This window comes from Neobacillus fumarioli NBRC 102428 (genome assembly GCF_001591485.1).
Lineage (GTDB): Bacteria > Bacillota > Bacilli > Bacillales > Cytobacillaceae > Neobacillus > Neobacillus fumarioli.
Map to the genome: position 1 here is coordinate 26,613 of NZ_BCUZ01000005.1, position 16,526 is coordinate 43,138.

General features: G+C 41.3%; 17 protein-coding genes, 1 tRNA gene and 1 riboswitch. Of the genes, 1 reads left to right on the top strand and 17 read right to left on the bottom strand.

The genetic code is table 11. The features are described 5' to 3' along the window. Positions 1 to 56 precede the first annotated feature (56 nt). The 11 genes from BFU02S_RS02015 to BFU02S_RS02065 all read right to left on the bottom strand — a co-directional run bounded on the left by BFU02S_RS02015 (position 57) and on the right by BFU02S_RS02065 (position 8,857). Positions 57 to 133: transfer RNA gene (locus tag BFU02S_RS02015), tRNA-Arg, on the bottom strand. 99 nt (positions 134 to 232) lie between these two features. Beyond that, on the bottom strand, positions 233 to 748 hold the full coding sequence (locus BFU02S_RS02020; protein ID WP_066365887.1) for a metallophosphoesterase family protein: 516 nt from the start codon (positions 746 to 748) through the stop codon (positions 233 to 235). Then, the gene (locus BFU02S_RS02025; protein WP_066365891.1) at positions 745 to 1,356 is read right to left on the bottom strand and encodes an XTP/dITP diphosphatase; all 612 of its coding nucleotides are present in this window, start codon (positions 1,354 to 1,356) and stop codon (positions 745 to 747) included. The genes BFU02S_RS02020 and BFU02S_RS02025 overlap by 4 nt, the downstream gene beginning before the upstream one ends. Continuing rightward, entirely contained in the window at positions 1,353 to 2,123 is a 771-nt protein-coding gene (gene rph, locus BFU02S_RS02030; protein ID WP_066365893.1) for a ribonuclease PH, read from the bottom strand. Before rph ends, BFU02S_RS02025 begins: the two co-directional genes overlap by 4 nt. Before the next feature lie 366 nt (positions 2,124 to 2,489). Further along, positions 2,490 to 3,542, bottom strand: coding sequence for a GerMN domain-containing protein (locus BFU02S_RS02035; protein WP_066365895.1), 1,053 nt, complete (start codon positions 3,540 to 3,542; stop codon positions 2,490 to 2,492). Positions 3,543 to 3,657: 115 nt separating this feature from the next. Then, on the bottom strand, positions 3,658 to 4,455 hold the full coding sequence (racE, locus tag BFU02S_RS02040) for a glutamate racemase (RefSeq protein WP_066365897.1): 798 nt from the start codon (positions 4,453 to 4,455) through the stop codon (positions 3,658 to 3,660). 10 nt (positions 4,456 to 4,465) lie between these two features. After that, complete coding sequence (locus tag BFU02S_RS02045; protein ID WP_066365899.1) at positions 4,466 to 4,921, bottom strand: MarR family winged helix-turn-helix transcriptional regulator; 456 nt, start codon at positions 4,919 to 4,921, stop codon at positions 4,466 to 4,468. A 239-nt stretch (positions 4,922 to 5,160) separates the two neighbouring features. Beyond that, complete coding sequence (gene gerE / locus BFU02S_RS02050; RefSeq protein WP_007087335.1) at positions 5,161 to 5,385, bottom strand: spore germination transcription factor GerE; 225 nt, start codon at positions 5,383 to 5,385, stop codon at positions 5,161 to 5,163. Between the two features lie 246 nt (positions 5,386 to 5,631). Beyond that, positions 5,632 to 6,393 (bottom strand): succinate dehydrogenase iron-sulfur subunit, encoded by a 762-nt coding sequence (gene sdhB, locus BFU02S_RS02055; RefSeq protein WP_066365901.1) that lies wholly within the window; start codon positions 6,391 to 6,393, stop codon positions 5,632 to 5,634. Between the two features lie 20 nt (positions 6,394 to 6,413). Beyond that, positions 6,414 to 8,165 (bottom strand): succinate dehydrogenase flavoprotein subunit, encoded by a 1,752-nt coding sequence (gene sdhA / locus BFU02S_RS02060; RefSeq protein ID WP_066365904.1) that lies wholly within the window; start codon positions 8,163 to 8,165, stop codon positions 6,414 to 6,416. Positions 8,166 to 8,248: 83 nt separating this feature from the next. Next, on the bottom strand, positions 8,249 to 8,857 hold the full coding sequence (locus BFU02S_RS02065; protein WP_066365907.1) for a succinate dehydrogenase cytochrome b558 subunit: 609 nt from the start codon (positions 8,855 to 8,857) through the stop codon (positions 8,249 to 8,251). A gap of 426 nt (positions 8,858 to 9,283) precedes the next feature. On the opposite strand from BFU02S_RS02065, the gene BFU02S_RS02070 reads away from it, so the two are divergent. Continuing rightward, positions 9,284 to 9,724 carry a YslB family protein gene (locus BFU02S_RS02070; RefSeq protein ID WP_066365910.1) on the top strand — a complete coding sequence of 147 codons (441 nt, stop codon included), beginning with the start codon at positions 9,284 to 9,286 and terminating at the stop codon, positions 9,722 to 9,724. Positions 9,725 to 9,799: 75 nt separating this feature from the next. On the opposite strand, the gene BFU02S_RS02075 is transcribed toward BFU02S_RS02070, so the two are convergent. From BFU02S_RS02075 to BFU02S_RS02100, 6 genes are all read right to left on the bottom strand, one after another. Beyond that, a complete protein-coding gene (locus BFU02S_RS02075) occupies positions 9,800 to 11,023 on the bottom strand; it encodes an aspartate kinase (RefSeq protein WP_066365915.1) in 1,224 nt (407 codons plus the stop codon). Between the two features lie 114 nt (positions 11,024 to 11,137). Further along, positions 11,138 to 11,316: riboswitch (Lysine riboswitch) on the bottom strand. A gap of 58 nt (positions 11,317 to 11,374) precedes the next feature. Further along, positions 11,375 to 13,159, bottom strand: a complete 1,785-nt coding sequence (gene uvrC / locus BFU02S_RS02080) for an excinuclease ABC subunit UvrC (RefSeq protein WP_066365917.1) — start codon at positions 13,157 to 13,159, stop codon at positions 11,375 to 11,377. Between the two features lie 119 nt (positions 13,160 to 13,278). Further along, on the bottom strand, positions 13,279 to 13,593 hold the full coding sequence (gene trxA, locus BFU02S_RS02085; RefSeq protein ID WP_066365918.1) for a thioredoxin: 315 nt from the start codon (positions 13,591 to 13,593) through the stop codon (positions 13,279 to 13,281). Positions 13,594 to 13,850: 257 nt separating this feature from the next. Then, complete coding sequence (locus tag BFU02S_RS02090; protein ID WP_066365921.1) at positions 13,851 to 14,828, bottom strand: electron transfer flavoprotein subunit alpha/FixB family protein; 978 nt, start codon at positions 14,826 to 14,828, stop codon at positions 13,851 to 13,853. A 44-nt stretch (positions 14,829 to 14,872) separates the two neighbouring features. Continuing rightward, positions 14,873 to 15,646, bottom strand: coding sequence for an electron transfer flavoprotein subunit beta/FixA family protein (locus BFU02S_RS02095; protein ID WP_066365924.1), 774 nt, complete (start codon positions 15,644 to 15,646; stop codon positions 14,873 to 14,875). A gap of 102 nt (positions 15,647 to 15,748) precedes the next feature. Continuing rightward, positions 15,749 to 16,522: an enoyl-CoA hydratase gene (locus BFU02S_RS02100; RefSeq protein WP_066365931.1), complete on the bottom strand. Its 774-nt coding sequence runs from the start codon at positions 16,520 to 16,522 to the stop codon at positions 15,749 to 15,751. Positions 16,523 to 16,526 lie beyond the last annotated feature (4 nt).

The window sequence follows — 16,526 nt, forward strand, 5'->3', positions numbered from 1 at the left end:
ATTATAGACAAAAAAATCTCACCTTAACAGGTGAGAGTATATTCTGGTATGTAGTATGGCGTCCCAGGAGGGATTCGAACCCCCGACACACGGCTTAGAAGGCCGTTGCTCTATCCAGCTGAGCTACTGGGACATATTTAATTATCAAAGACAAGATTCATTATAGTATCTCTATATTTAAATGTCAATAGATTTTTTTATAATTTTCAAAGGGGAGAAAATATCTCCCCCATTATTTTTTTAGAACAAATTCTCTTGCCAAACTGCAGATTTCCCGGCCGCTTAAATCATAAACAGTCATGTTCACTGTATCTTCCAGCAGTTCAAGAATGACATAGGTTTTTTCCAGTCGTTCCCTCGGCATGCGAATGCTGCCCGGATTTAAATATAATCTCCCATCGATTACTTCAGCACCCAATACATGAGAATGGCCGAAGCAGACGATATCCGCATCCACTTCCTCAGCTTTATAGGCTAAATTCATAAGCGACATTTTGACTGAAAACTTGTGTCCGTGTGTGATAAAAAACTTCCTGCCAGCCATTTCAGTCGTTGTCTCCAACGGGTATCCGCCAAAATCACAATTGCCCATGACCGTTAAATATCCCGTCATTGATTTATGTTCAGGCATTAATTGCGAATCACCGCAATGAATCATTAAATCAACTTCGTTCAAATGCCGTTCTCTGATCACCTCAAGCTCTTTCGTTAAGCCATGGCTGTCACTGATTATCAGCACTTTGCTCATGATTCATCAACTCTTTCCAGATGCGAATCAAGCAGCGTATCCAATTTCTTTAAAGCATTGGCCCGGTGGCTGATTCTATTCTTTTCATCTGCAGAAAGTTCCGCCATCGCCGCCCCCTTTTCAGGCACATAAAACACCGGATCATAGCCAAATCCATGTGTTCCTCTTGGTTCTTCCAATATCCGGCCTTCACAGGTGCCTGCCACCGTAAACGTTTCTTCGCCGGGAACCGCGACAGCCAAGGCACAGTAAAATCTTGCCGTTCTTTTATCCTCCGGCACGCCTTTTAATTCGGATAACAGCTTATTTGTATTTTTCTCATCATTCTTTGGCTCGCCGGCATATCGGGCAGAATAAATTCCCGGACGTCCGTCCAAAACATCCACCATCAAGCCGGAATCGTCGCCAATCACCATTTTATTCAATGCTTTAGAAATCGTTTCTGCCTTTATAATTGCATTTTCCTCAAAAGTAGTGCCCGTTTCCTCGACATCCGGAATTTCCGGAAAATGGAGCAACGTCCGGACCGCCATTCCCCTTTTGGCAAAAATAGCCTCAAATTCCCTTGCCTTTCCGGGATTTTTTGTCGCAATGATCACTTCTTTCATTTCAGCTCTCCTCTTGATTTTCTCCTGGCCTCTATCTTTTTAACAATCTCTTCGCCAAGCACTGTTTTTTGCTGTTCAAACAATTTTCTTAGCCCTTCTTGGGCAGCATGCAAGAGGCCTTGAAGCTCTTCGTAGGAAAAGGTTGATTCCTCTCCTGTCCCTTGCAATTCTACGAACTCACTGCTTCCTGTCATGACTACATTCATATCAACATGGGCCTTGGAGTCCTCTTGATAGTTTAGATCCAACACAGTTTTGCCATCTTGTAAAATTCCAACACTTACAGCCGCTAGATAATCTGTAATCGGAAACTTAGGTAACGACTTTTTCTCTGATAATGCATTCAGTGCCAACGTCATCGCTACAAACGCTCCTGTAATCGAGGCCGTTCTTGTTCCGCCGTCAGCTTGGATTACATCACAGTCAATCCAAACAGTACGCTCGCCAATCGCATTCAAATCTACGACCGCCCTTAGCGCCCTGCCGATCAACCGCTGAATTTCCATTGTCCGGCCGGAAACCTTCCCCTTAGTAGATTCCCGAATATTCCTTGTTTCCGTTGCCCTTGGCAGCATGGCATATTCAGCCGTTATCCAGCCCTTGCCTTCTCCCCTCATAAACGGCGGCACCCGGTCATCAATACTTGCCGTGCAAATAACTTTCGTATTTCCCACCGTAATAAGCACAGACCCCTCTGGATGCATTAAATAATTTGTTTCAATATGTACCGGCCTTAATTGTAATGGCTCTCTCCCATCAATACGCACAAAACTTCCTCCTAGTCTTTCTAATCTGCAAACAAAGAACAAAAAGCGAAAGCGCCTCAGTCAGCCCCGATATAGGGAGACTTGCCACTTGCAAGCAAAGCGCAGCAAGTGGCTTAGTCTCCCTTAATGCGTACAGAAAGCGATAGCTTTCTGTAGCCAGGCAAATGTTCTTTTGCACTAAAAGTCTGGTCTCTAGACTTTTAGTGCATGGTTTTTATCACGAGGGGCTAGGCGCTGGAGCTGGATTCAAATAACTTCGAAAGTTATCCACACTCCGTTTAATTTATAGTTTCCTTTCAATAAGAAAGAGGCGGCCTTAAGCCAACCTCTTTGATTGTCATTATATAGTATATCAAAAATATATTTTTAGAAACTACCTGTATTTACTTTTTCCGGGCGAGTTACCGGCTCGGTTAGCTTTTTACCTTGATCAATCTTTAAATCTGCTTTTCCATCAACCTGAACCGCTACTTTCTGCACACCCTGCTGTTCTGTTAAAGACAGCACGAGTTCATTTAGCAATGCTTGGGAAATAACATTTTTATTAAAGCTACCATAAATATTTTTATTAAAGTTTAGTGTTACCTGGCCGTTGTCCACCTTTGGTGTACCAAGCAATTTGGCATCCGGCATAAACTCCGAGACTAAATTGGATTTCGGGCTCGGCCCCTTGATTAATTCGTTAACAGCAGCTGTAATCGGATCCTTTTCAGTATTGCTGACCCTCCGAGTAACAGGAACATAGTAATAGCCGCCCTCTTGCCCACCGACAAAATAAACCGTTACCGGCCTTGTATTGGTAATATCCGCAACATCATTTGTATCGATATTAATACCGGCTGCTCTCGTTAAGTTATCACTGATAGGCGTTCCTTTCACAGGCATTTCTGTCAGCTCATGTCCGTTCATCTTGAGCTTTACTGAATTAATGTCTTTAAATTGTGTGAGAGTCCAGGTTATAGATTGGAGAATTCGTTGCTCATCATCAGGCTGATAGTTTTTAAACTCATTAGAAAAATCAACAGTAGCGACCTTGTTATCTTTATCAATATTTACCGTCATTTGGGTATCTTCAGGCAGCACCTCTCTAAAACCATTTGGCAGCATATTGGTAACCGGTCCACCCTTAACTAAATATTGAAGTGCTTCCTTCGCAATGGAATTTATCTTCGGTAAATTCAATGTTTGAGGAACCACATAGCCATTTTTATCAATCAAATAGAGTTCTGTCTTTACTGTGTCAGCTGCATTGTTCTTTTTTGCAGTTGGATCCTTGCTGGCTTTTTGATCTACAACCGTCACTGTTTTGGGCGGGTCTATTTTCTGTTTCGTTTCCGATCCGAACAAGCCGCACCCAGATAGCACAACTGTTGATGTGAGCACAGTTACACTCAGGATTTTCGCTTTATTTCTAGACATATTTTTCCCCCTTCAGACAGTTTGTACTAATATGTATACGAGCCTTGGAGAAAATTAGACCATTTTTTAGAGAATTTTTTGCAAAAGAAAAGAAGAACCCCTATCTGGGAGCTCTTCACTTTAGTTTTATTTTTTTTACATGAGGAATGGGAGTTCCCAGCCATTGGGAAGCAATTTTCGCAAATATTCCTCTAGATCCCGTTGTAAAAAATTCATGTTCAGGTTCTGTGTCCGCGGTTGCCAGCAGTCCATTATATTGAAGAATGGCACTGATTTCCCTGGCTGTTTCATCCCCTGAACTAATAACATGGACAGGGTCTCCCATGACATTTTTGATTAACGGTTCTAATAACGGATAATGGGTACAGCCCAAAATAAGCGTATCTAGATTTTGTGCTAGTAACGGCTTGAGTGCTTCGTTCACAATTTTTTCAGCAATAGGGCCTGTGTATTCACCGCTTTCAACAAGCGGAACAAATTTAGGGCACGCAAGACTTGCAACAAACAGCCTGGAATTTAACGATTTCAATGCTTTTTCATAGGCCCCGCTTTTAATGGTTCCTTCTGTACCAATAATCCCAACCCTGTAATTCCTTGTCCGTTTGATGGCTGCTCTGGCCCCTGGATTGATGACGCCAAGGACAGGGATTTTTAATTCGCCGCGAATCTCATCAAGAGCCGCTGCTGTTGCCGTATTGCAGGCAATCACCAGCATTTTAATATTCTTGTCTAACAGAAAACGGGTCAATTCCCAGGTGAATCTTTTCACCTCTCTGGTCGATCTTGGACCATAGGGGCAGCGAGCTGTATCTCCTAAGTAGATGACTTTCTCATTTGGTAGTTGCCTCATAACCTCTTTGGCAACTGTCAATCCGCCAACCCCGGAATCGATAACACCAATTGCTTGATTCAAACTACTCGCCTCATTTTTGTCGCATTTCTTGATGCATTTTCTCTAAATTGTTTTGAAGATGTTGAATTTCTTCTGCCGTAAAGTCTTTTAGAATAACTTCTACATAAGCCTGACGTTTCTTGATCACTTCATCGATAATTCTCTTTCCTTCTTCAAGCAAATGAATTCTGACGACACGACGGTCCTCAGTATCCTTTACCCGTTCTACAAGCTTATTTTTTTCCATCCGGTCAACAAGATCAGTTGTTGTACTGCAAGCCAAATACATTTTATTCGAAAGTTCACCGATTGTCATATCTCCGTCTTCAAATAGCCATTGCAAGGCAACAAATTGCGGCGGGGTTATTTTATAATCATTCAACAATTCCCTGCCTTTTTGCTTAATAATTCCGGAAATATAACGTAGATCTTTTTCAATTTTGGCGACAACTTCCTGATTTACTTTTTGGGAGTCTTCGAGTTTCATTTGTATATTTCCCCTCAAATTTTACTAATAAATGATTCAATTAGTCTTAGCTTGTCCTTATTGTCCTTCTTTTTCGGAAAAATTTCAAGCCGAAACACCTTCAATCATGTCCTTAGATGACAGGAAATATTAGCTATAAACCTTGATAAACACAAACCCTCACCACTTTTTTGGGGTGAGGGCTTGTGTTAGCCATTCCTTGAATATAAACCTGCCTCCAAAATGGAAACCGGCCATTGTTAAAGTTCTAGCTCTCCCATGCGAAGGAGCTCTACAACTGCCTGAGATCGCCCTTTTACGCCAAGCTTTTGCATGGCATTGGAAATATGATTCCGAACCGTTTTCTCGCTTATAAAGAGTTCCCCAGCGATTTCCTTCGTTGTCTTATCTTGTACTAACAGTTCGAATACTTCTCTTTCACGTTTGGTGAGTAGCGGTTTATGATTATAATCGTTCTCCTTCAAGTATTCTAACCCTCCTTGCCTTCGCCAGTAATGAACCGTGGGGTGGGTATATATTTAGTCACCATATCATATGTGAGCGTAAGCCTTGAAGTGCTTGGATTTCCAAGAAGAGAACGAAATTTTGGAAAAAATATACGGTTGTCCTATAAAATCTGGATCTGGACAATTTTCGAAATCTATTTTATAAATTCTTATATTATAAGAAAAAACCTTCTTTTCAATTCTTGAAAAGAAGGTTTTTCCAGCTTAAATTTGGTCGCTGCCAAAGAAGTTTTTAAATGACTGGATAGTTGCATCACGGTTAACTGCAGCAATGGAAGTGGTAAGTGGAATTCCTTTTGGACATGCTTGTACACAGTTTTGTGAATTTCCGCAACCTTGAATGCCTCCGTCTTCCATAAATGCATTTAAACGTTCGGCTTTATTCATCGCACCTGTTGGGTGTGCATTGAATAATCGGACTTGTCCGAAGACAAACGGTCCCATAAAGTTCGTCTTGCTGTTAACGTTCGGGCATGCTTCTAAGCAGACACCGCAAGTCATACATTTAGATAATTCATATGCCCATTGGCGTTTTGTTTCTGCCATACGTGGACCAGGACCTAAATCATACGTTCCATCGATCGGAATCCATGCTTTAACCTTTTTCAAAGAATCAAACATTCTACTCCGGTCAATTTGAAGGTCACGAATAACCGGGAATGTTTTCATCGGAGCCAAGCGGATTGGCTGCTCCAGTTTGTCAACAAGGGCCGAACAAGCTTGGCGTGGCTTGCCGTTAATGACCATTGAACAAGCACCGCAAACTTCCTCTAAACAGTTCATGTCCCATGTAATTGGAGCGGTTTTATTCCCTTTAGTGGTTACTGGATTTCTCCGGATCTCCATCAGTGCTGAAATGACGTTCATATTCGGGCGGTATGGAACCTCGAATTCTTCCTCATAAGGGGCAGAGTCTGGACTATCCTGACGAGTTATAATAAATTTTACGGTTTTTGTTTCAGCCATTTTTTTCCTACTCCCCTTCCTTAGTGTTTTTTTGTATAGTCGCGTTCACGCGGCGGAATCAAAGAAATATCGACATCTTCATAATGGAATGCCGGGGCAGATTTCTCATCAACAAATTTAGCCATTGTAGTCTTTAACCACTCTTCGTCATTCCGTTTAGGGAATTCTGGTTTATAATGGGCACCGCGGCTTTCATTCCGATTATAAGCACCAAGTGTAATAACACGTGCCAATTGAAGCATATTCTTTAATTGACGGGTGAAGGATGCACCTTGGTTGCTCCATTTTGCTGTATCGTTAATGTTGATGTTTTCATAACGTTCCAGCAGTTCTTGAATTTTCTCATCCGTTTTTAACAGACGATCATTGTAACGAACAACGGTAACATTATCTGTCATCCATTCTCCAAGTTCTTTGTGAAGAACGTACGCATTTTCTGTTCCATCCATTGACATAATCTTATTCCACTTTTCTTCCTGCTCTTTCCGATAACGATCAAATACAGTAGAAGAAATAGCATCTGAGCTCTTTTCAAGTCCTTCAATATATTTGACAGCATTAGGACCGGCAACCATACCGCCATAAATGGCAGATAATAATGAGTTGGCACCTAAACGGTTTGCTCCGTGCTGTGAATAATCACATTCACCAGCAGCGAACAGACCTGGAATATTTGTCATTTGGTCATAGTCAACCCATAGACCACCCATTGAATAGTGAACTGCTGGGAAAATCTTCATTGGCACTTTGTGCGGATCGTCGCCAACAAATTTTTCATAAATCTCGATAATTCCACCCAGTTTTACATCCAATTCATGCGGATCTTTATGGGAAAGATCAAGGTAAACCATATTCTCCCCATTTATCCCAAGTTTCAGGTCCACACAAACATGGAAAATTTCCCTTGTCGCAATATCACGCGGTACAAGGTTTCCATAAGCAGGATATTTCTCTTCTAAGAAATACCAAGGCTTTCCGTCCTTGTATGTCCAAATCCGGCCGCCTTCACCACGAGCAGATTCACTCATGAGACGAAGTTTATCGTCACCAGGAATAGCAGTAGGGTGAATCTGAATCATTTCACCATTTGCATAGTAAACCCCTTGCTGATAAACGATCGATGCTGCCGAACCTGTGTTAATCATAGAGTTTGTCGATTTCCCGAAGATGATTCCAGGGCCGCCTGTACACATGATGACGGCATCTGCCACAAATGACTTGATTTCCATCGTTTTCAAATCTTGGGCCACAATTCCGCGGCAAACCCCTTCATCATCAATGACTACGCCTAAAAATTCCCATCCTTCATATTTTGTAACTAAACCAGCAACTTCATGCCGGCGTACTTGCTCATCTAATGCATAAAGTAATTGCTGGCCAGTTGTCGCTCCAGCGAACGCTGTACGATGGTGCTGTGTTCCACCAAAGCGCCGGAAGTCCAATAACCCCTCTGGAGTACGGTTGAACATAACTCCCATACGGTCAAATAAGTGAATAATACCAGGTGCTGCTTCGCACATTGCTTTTACTGGAGGCTGGTTTGCCAAAAAGTCACCGCCGTAAATTGTATCGTCAAAGTGAATCCACGGGGAGTCCCCTTCACCTTTTGTATTGACTGCTCCATTAATACCACCTTGGGCACAAACAGAGTGAGACCGTTTAACTGGCACTAATGAAAACAGGTCTACATGGGTTTCATGTTCGGCAATTTTAACGGTTGACATTAAGCCAGCCAATCCGCCGCCGACTACAATCACCTTTCCTTTACTCATCTTGACTCACTCCCTTAATCTAAAAATGTTCCGTTCCATAATTTTCAATAATAATTCCGTACTTTAAAATAACTTCATACCGATCAAACAAATGCAAACAAGGTTTGAATTCCTACGATTGAAAGAACTACAAAAATGATCATAGTTACATACGTAGAAATAACTTGTGAACGGGGTGATACGGTAATTCCCCAGCTAACCATGAACGACCATAATCCGTTTGAAAAGTGGAAAATAGCACAAACAACCCCTACCGCGTAAAAACCAAACATAAATGGCGATGATAGAATGTCATGCATCATTTGGTAATTAAGCGCTGTGCCAAATGCCATAGCAATTCGAGTCTCCCAAACATGCCATGCAACGAAAATAAGGGTGATTACACCCGTGATCCGCTGAAGCAAATACATCCAGTTTCTAAAGAAGCCGAATCTGCCGACATTGGCTGTACCAGTAAAGGCAATATAAAGCCCATAGATCGCATGATATAATAACGGTAAGAAAATTAAGATCCATTCAAGAATGTGCAGAAACGGCAGACTCTCCATGAAATTTGCTGCACGGTTAAAAGACGAAGAACCTCCTGTTGCAAAATGATTGACTACAAGGTGAATACACAAAAATAAGCCAATCGGAATGACCCCTAGCAGAGAATGCAATCTTCGATTAAAAAACTCGCGATTTCCTGCCATTGATTTACCCCCTTTTAATTTTTAACATGATGTTAAGTTATTCCCTTTTTGAATAAACCACAACTTAGCATCAATGTGACAATTATGTGACATGTTCATTTTACTCCTCACATTATAGAGCGTCAAGAAACCGAATACACAAATCTTAAAGAAATGGGAAAGTGATTAAAATATATTGATATTATAATTGAAGTTCTGTTCCAAGTAATTCATTTGAAAGCGTTTACTTGCAGATAATCTTTAATCTAACATAAATTACCAAAATCTTACGGGTGAGATTTTTTCATTTTAGTAAAAGATAATTATGATGGAAAACAAGATAATGTATTGTAAAATAATAAATGGCCATTTTGAAATGATACAAAAAACTGTTCTGATTCCTCACCCACTTCGTATATAATAGAATGATAGAAAGAGGGGAAACGTGTGAAAGAAAGTGCTGCTTTAGAACAGTCGTTCCATTCCGGCGAGCCAAGAACTATATCTATTTTTGGTTATGAATTAATCAGGGATATTCTGATTCCTGATATTTTAGGGAAAGACACTTATGAAATTTTATATTGGGCTGGCAAAAATCTTGCCCGAAAATTCCCTTTGACTGATTATGAGCAATTGATTGACTTTTTTGCGAAGGCAACATGGGGAGAGCTTATAATTCGTAAAGAATCGAGAAACGAGTTGGAATTTGAATTAATCAGCCCGCTGATTGCACCACGGGTAAAATCTAAAGCCGAACATTATTTTCAACTCGAAGCCGGTTTCCTTGCCCAGCAAATCGAACAGCAGAAACAAGTAAGCGCAGCTGAAGCCTTTGAACATCCAGTGAAAAAATCCAACAAAGTTCAATTTACAGTGAAATGGGAATAAGAAAAGGTAAGGCCGCTGAAGCTAGACAATAATAAATAGGTGTTAGGCACCGGGTGCCTGACACCTATTTGTTTTTTAGTAGCTTTCTTTTGATAATTCGAAGGCTTCGTGTAGAAGTTCTGCTGCTTTCAGCATATTTTTTTCTTCCACAACGGCCGAGACTTTGATTTCAGAAGTGCTGACCATTTTGACTGGGATGTTGTTTTCGGCAAGGACAGCAAACATTTTGGCAGCGACACCGGGGTTTGAAATCATTCCGGAGCCAACAATGGATACTTTTGCTAATTTATTTTCCGCATCCAATTGTTCGTATCCCAGCTCTGCTTTATTATTTTCCAGAACATTTACTGTTTCCATCCAATCTTCTGTGCGAATCGAGAATGATAAATTGGCTGTGCCTGATTCCGTTGTATTTTGAATAATGATATCTACATTAATATGATTTTGCGCCAAAGTAGTAAAAATCGTTGACAGACTTGTTAAAGAATTTGACAGACCTAATACCGTTACTTTTGTGATCTCATCTTCAAATGCGACGCCGCGCACGATTAAATTTTGTTCCATTCGAGCTTCCCCCTCAATAATCGTACCTCTAACTTTCTCCATGCTTGACCGAACCTCAAGCCGAACTTGATAATTCTTGGCAAACTCTACCGCTCTTGGATGAAGCACACCTGCTCCAAGGTTTGCAAGTTCAAGCATTTCATCATAGGAAACTGATAATAATTTACGGGCATTTTTCACATATCGCGGATCTGTTGTAAAAACTCCAGTAACATCTGTGTAAATATCACATTTATCTGCTTTTAAAGCGGCCGCTAACGCAACGGCTGTTGTATCGGAGCCTCCGCGACCAAGTGTTGTAATTTCGCCGTCCTCGGTAATTCCTTGGAATCCTGCGACAATGACTATTTTCCCAGCCTGAAGCTGCTCTTTGATTGCCTCTGTCTTGATTTTGGCAATCCTCGCATTGCTGTGGACAGGCTCTGTCACAATTCCCGCCTGCCAGCCCGTGAAGGATACAGCATCAAAGCCTTTTTCAATTAATGCCATAGACAATAGCGCAATGGTCACTTGCTCGCCAGTTGTTAGAAGCATATCCATTTCCCGTTTATTTGGCTGAGGAGAAACCTTCTTTGCCATACTGACAAGCTGATCTGTTGTCTTCCCCATGGCGGACACAACCACAACTACTTGATTTCCTTTTTCTGCCTCGGCTTTTACCGTTTCTGCAACATGTAAGATTCGCTCAATGCTACCGACAGAAGTTCCCCCAAATTTTTGAACAATTAACCCCATATTTTCTCCTTCTTTCAATCATTCGATTAACTTATCTTTCCCTGAATACAAAAAAAGCAATAGGAGACCATCCCATTGCTTTTTAAACACAAAAAAATATCTTGTGTGTATACAATGAAAGATAGCTCTCCAAGACGTTACGTCTTGACAGTCCGGTATTTATTCAACACAGGACCAGCGAAGAAAGCCATGAGTCTTTCTCCACTTCGGCGGACATCCCCTTTCAAAATTCCTCATCGAAACTCATCCTTCTCTGAATCCCTACTCTTGAAGCCCGCGCCTCTACCTTCACTTTAACACGTAAAAGTGATAGTATATGAAATTTTTCTTAATTATAGCATAGCATGTTTTTTATGACAATGACTGCGATTGGAGTTTTTTCATTAATTCTTTGGCAGCCGGTTCTGGAATACCTATTGACGTAAATTCCTCCAATTTTGCTTCTTTCATTTTCTTTACCGAACCAAACTCCTTCAGCAATAATTTTTTCCGTTTCTCGCCTATTCCCGGAATATCATCAAGTACGGATTGGAAGGCGCTTTTGCTGCGGGTTTGACGGTGGAACGTAATGGCAAATCGATGAACCTCATCTTGAATTCGCTGCAATAAGTAAAATTCCTGACTGTTCCGCCCCAAGGGAACAATTTCTAAAGGGTCGCCGAACAGAAGCTGTGATGTTCGGTGTTTGTCATCCTTCACCAGTCCGGCAAGAGGAATATCCAAACCCAATTCATTTTCCAAAACATCCCTCACAGCTTCGACATGGCCTTTTCCGCCATCAATAATAATCAAATCTGCAAGTGGTAGCCCCTCCTTCAATACCCTTGAGTACCGCCTCCTTGTTACTTCCCTCATTGATTCATAATCATCCGGGCCTGTAACCGATTTAATTTTATACTTCCGGTATTCTCTTTTGTCCGGCTTACCATCCGTAAATACGACCATCGCCGATACCGGGTCTGTCCCTTGAATATTGGAATTATCGAAAGCCTCAATGCGATGCGGCGTATAGATCCCCAAAAACTTTCCTAAATTTTCAACAGCCTTTATCGTTCTTTCTTCATCTTTTTCAATAAGCGAAAATTTTTCATTCAAGGCAATTTTCGCATTTTTAATCGCCATTTTGACGAGGTCCTTTTTTTGCCCCTTCTTTGGCTGCAGCACTTTTACTTCAAGCAACTCTTCTGCCATCCGAAGATCGATTTCATCCTGAATGATTATCTCCTTCGGCTTAAAATGATTGGCCTTTTGATAAAATTGCCCAAGAAATGTCAGCATTTCTTCCTCGGGTTCGTTGTAAATAGGAAACATTGAAACATCCCGCTCGATCAGCTTCCCTTGACGGACAAAAAAGACTTGCACGCACATCCAGCCTTTGTCGACAGCATAGCCGAACACATCACGGTCAGTGAAATCGGTCATCGTGATTTTTTGTTTTTCCATGATCGTTTCAATATGAGCAATTTTGTCGCGGTACTCCTTTGCCCGCTCAAAATCAAGTTCCTCAGCGGCGGCTGTCATTTTTTCAGTTAGCTCCTGTTTTATTTCTTTATAACCGCCATTTAAGAAACGGGTGATTTCATCTGTCATCTGTTTATACTGTACTTCTGACACATCATTTACACAAGGTGCCAGGCACTGGCCAAGATGGTAATATAAACAGACACGGTCCGGCAAGGTGGAACATTTTCTAAGCGGATAAATCCGGTCAAGCAGTTTCTTTGTTTCATTTGCTGCCCCTACATTCGGATATGGTCCAAAGTATTTTCCTTTATCTTTTTTAACTTTTCTTGTAATGATTAGTCTCGGATGTCGTTCTGCTGTCAGCTTAATAAACGGATAGCTTTTATCGTCTTTCAGCATGACATTGTACTTTGGATCGTATTTCTTGATTAAATTTAATTCAAGAAGGAGTGCTTCAATATTGGATGAAGTAACAATATATTCAAAGTCTTCAATTTCATTGACAAGTCTTAATGTTTTCCCATCATGTGATCCAGTAAAATAGGAGCGGACACGGTTCTTAAGCACCTTTGCCTTACCGACATAAATGACGGTGCCTTGCCGGTCTTTCATTAAATAGCAGCCAGGCTGATCCGGCAGCAGCGTAAGCTTTTGCTTTATTATTTCATTCATGAGCGGCCGCTCTCCTCTCCATCATTCTTTCTTTAAATTGTAAAACAACCAGTTTGGTAAAAAAAGTGTAAAAAAAAACCTAGCCGCTTTTTTCCGGCTAAGGTTTTATCTTTCCAAATTTAGAAATGCTTTTGCAGTACGCTTACCAAAGCATCTTTTGGCTGGAAGCCGACCATTTTATCTACCACTTCGCCATCTTTAAAGACTAGCAAGGTAGGAATGCTCATGACTCCGAAATTAGCAGCAGTCTGCTGGTTTTCATCAACATTAAGCTTTGTAATTTTTATTTTATCGCCTATTTCGGCATCAACCTCTTCGAGAACTGGAGCAATCATTTTGCATGGTCCGCACCATGGAGCCCAGAAATCAACAAGCACAAGGCCGGAACTTGTTTCAGCCGAAAAGTTTTGGTCGGTTACGTTTGAAATTGCCATTCTTTATAGACCTCCTAAAATAACTTTCAATACTACGGAAAGTATAACATTGTTTGGAAAAACACGCTAATAATATGTTTCGCCATTTAATGTTCCCAATATCCTATTGGATATTCCGACATGTAAAAGCGAGCGGTGATCCGCTCGCTTTATAAAAGATAAGATAAAGTATAATTTCTACTTCGAAAATTGTCCAGCTCCAGACGCCAGCGGCTTGAGGTCACAAGCCGCTAGGCGGGCGCCTTGCGCTTTTCTAATTATGAATGAACTTTCAGCTTTTTAAACTCTTCCGTTAACATCGGTACTACTTCAAACAAGTCGCCTACAATCCCGTAATCTGCCACTTTGAAGATGTTCGCTTCCGGATCTTTGTTAATGGCAACGATTACTTTTGAGTTGGACATACCGGCAAGATGCTGAATTGCACCGGAGATACCGCAGGCAATATAAAGATCAGGTGTAACAACTTTACCAGTCTGCCCTATTTGCATGGAGTAATCGCAATATTCGGCATCACATGCACCGCGTGATGCACCTACTGCACCCCCTAAAACATCCGCAAGCTCTTTTAGCGGTTTAAAGCCATCTGCACTTTTCACGCCGCGCCCGCCGGAAACGATGACTTTCGCTTCACTTAGGTCAACACCTTCTGCAGCTTTGCGCACTACTTCTTTAATAATGGTACGAAGATCTTTAATATCAACAGAAAGAGAAGCAACCTCACCATTTCTGGACTCGTCTTTTTCCAATGGGGCAATATTATTTGGTCGGACCGTCGCAAAAATGATACCGTCTGTAACAATTTTCTTTTCAAAGGCTTTACCGGAATAGATCGGTCTTGTAAACACAACGTTTCCACCGGCCACTTCTACTGCCGTTGCGTCTGAAATTAAACCGGAGGATAATTTTCCGGCAATTCTTGGAGACAAGTCTTTGCCAAGAGCAGTATGACCTATAATAATTCCTTCCGGTTTTTCCTGGTCAATGACTGCAAGCAGTGCTTGTGAATAACCGTCAGATGTATATTGTTTCAATTTTTCGTCTTCTACGATCACAACCCGATCTGCACCATATTTAATTAATTCAGATCCTAAAGCGCTTACAGCATCCCCGATTAAAACCCCTACTACTTCGCCGCCTTCTGCAACTGTTTTGGCTGCACTAATCGCTTCAAAAGATACATTACGTAAGGATCCTTCACGAACTTCACCTAATACTAATACTTTTCTGGACATGTTAGATTTACCTCCTGCATGCAATTTTTATAAATCAGATTTCCTTAGACTACTTTTGCTTCCGTATGAAGCAAGTAAACAAGCTCTTTCACCTGATCTGTTAGCTCACCGGATAAGACTTTGCCTGCTTCTTTTTTCGGTGGCAGAAAAATTTCAATCGTTTTGGTTTTTGCTTCCACATCATCTTCTTCAAGATCCAAATCATCCAATTCCAATTCTTCAAGCGGCTTCTTCTTCGCTTTCATAATTCCCGGTAAAGAGGGATAACGCGGCTCGTTTAAGCCTTGCTGTGCTGTTACTAATAACGGAAGACTTGTTTCGATGATTTCAGAATCTCCCTCAACATCGCGGGTAACGGTTACCTTCGTGCCATCGATGTCCAGTTTTGTAATGGTTGTTACATAAGGGATGTTTAACAGTTCAGCTACACGAGGGCCAACTTGTCCAGTTCCGCCGTCAATGGCAACGTTGCCGCCTAAAATTAAATCAACCTCTTTTTCTTTTAAATATTCGGCAATAACTTTGGCAGTGGTATATTGGTCACTATTCTCAATATCATCTTCAGTATTAATAAGGACAGCTTTATCAGCTCCCATTGCAAGGGCAGTACGCAATTGTTTTTCAGCTTCTTCATTGCCTACAGAAATAACCGTTACTTCACCGCCGTGAGCATCGCGTACCTGAATTGCTTCTTCAATTGCATATTCATCATAAGGATTGATGATAAATTCGGCTCCATCTTCATTGATTTTTCCGCCGCTTAAGACGATCTTTTCTTCCGTATCAAAGGTTCTTTTCATTAATACATAAATGTTCATCGAAATCATTCCCTCCTGATAAATTCAAACATTTTACAAGTTTGAAAGATTAAGAAAATTATCCACAAAAAAAATATTTTTAAACTTCTTTGATGGAGAAGTTTATTCCCCTTTAAATTGAGGCTCCCGTTTCTCAATAAATGCCTTAATGCCTTCTTTCGCATCACGGGAGGTGAAGACTTCGCCAAACAGCTCCGCTTCTCTCTTCATTCCTTCATAAAACTCATGGGTTTTTGAATAGTTTAAGAGCTGAATAACGGCTTGAACCGATACAGGGCTCTTTTTGGCAATTTTTCGAGCGAGTTTATATGCTTGGTCCAATACATCTTCTTCGGGATACGCATGGTTTGCCAAACCATATTGGGCTGCTTGGGCACCTGTAATTGGTTCGGATGTGAACATCATTTCAGCGGCTCTGGCAGTACCGATATATTTCGGCAGGCGCTGTGTTCCGGCAAATCCCGGTATTAGGCCAAGCTGCAGCTCTGGAAGCCCCAGTTTGGCTGTTTCACTAACCAAGCGGATATGGCAGGCCATTGCCAGTTCTAACCCGCCACCAAGGGCTGCACCATGAATCGCAGCGATAATCGGTTTCGGAAATTTTTCCATCCTGTCAAACAAATTCTGCCCAGTTGTTCCAAGATTGGTAAATCCCGCGGATGAATCAACTGTAGTAAATTCTTTAATATCGGCTCCTGCCGAGAAAAATCTACCTTCACCATGAATCACAATAACCCGGATCTCGCGGTCTGGTTCAATTTCATCCAAAACGTCCGACAATTCCTTTAATAAACCTTGTGAAAGGGCATTTGCCGGCGGCCTTGAGATCGTAATGGTGGCAATTGCTTCATCTTTAGACCATTTTAAATAGTCCATCATT

What these genes read in the sequence shown, in the direction of transcription:
- BFU02S_RS02065 (WP_066365907.1), bottom strand. Translation starts at nt 8,857, where the DNA reads ATGGCAGGAAATCGCGAGTTTTTTAATCGAAGATTGCATTCTCTGCTA.
- BFU02S_RS02090 (WP_066365921.1), bottom strand. Translation starts at nt 14,828, where the DNA reads ATGTCCAGAAAAGTATTAGTATTAGGTGAAGTTCGTGAAGGATCCTTA.
- sdhB (WP_066365901.1), bottom strand. Translation starts at nt 6,393, where the DNA reads ATGGCTGAAACAAAAACCGTAAAATTTATTATAACTCGTCAGGATAGT.
- BFU02S_RS02045 (WP_066365899.1), bottom strand. Translation starts at nt 4,921, where the DNA reads ATGAAACTCGAAGACTCCCAAAAAGTAAATCAGGAAGTTGTCGCCAAA.
- trxA (WP_066365918.1), bottom strand. Translation starts at nt 13,593, where the DNA reads ATGGCAATTTCAAACGTAACCGACCAAAACTTTTCGGCTGAAACAAGT.
- uvrC (WP_066365917.1), bottom strand. Translation starts at nt 13,159, where the DNA reads ATGAATGAAATAATAAAGCAAAAGCTTACGCTGCTGCCGGATCAGCCT.
- BFU02S_RS02020 (WP_066365887.1), bottom strand. Translation starts at nt 748, where the DNA reads ATGAGCAAAGTGCTGATAATCAGTGACAGCCATGGCTTAACGAAAGAG.
- BFU02S_RS02075 (WP_066365915.1), bottom strand. Translation starts at nt 11,023, where the DNA reads ATGGGGTTAATTGTTCAAAAATTTGGGGGAACTTCTGTCGGTAGCATT.
- sdhA (WP_066365904.1), bottom strand. Translation starts at nt 8,165, where the DNA reads ATGAGTAAAGGAAAGGTGATTGTAGTCGGCGGCGGATTGGCTGGCTTA.
- BFU02S_RS02035 (WP_066365895.1), bottom strand. Translation starts at nt 3,542, where the DNA reads ATGTCTAGAAATAAAGCGAAAATCCTGAGTGTAACTGTGCTCACATCA.
- BFU02S_RS02100 (WP_066365931.1), bottom strand. Translation starts at nt 16,522, where the DNA reads ATGGACTATTTAAAATGGTCTAAAGATGAAGCAATTGCCACCATTACG.
- BFU02S_RS02095 (WP_066365924.1), bottom strand. Translation starts at nt 15,646, where the DNA reads ATGAACATTTATGTATTAATGAAAAGAACCTTTGATACGGAAGAAAAG.
- BFU02S_RS02025 (WP_066365891.1), bottom strand. Translation starts at nt 1,356, where the DNA reads ATGAAAGAAGTGATCATTGCGACAAAAAATCCCGGAAAGGCAAGGGAA.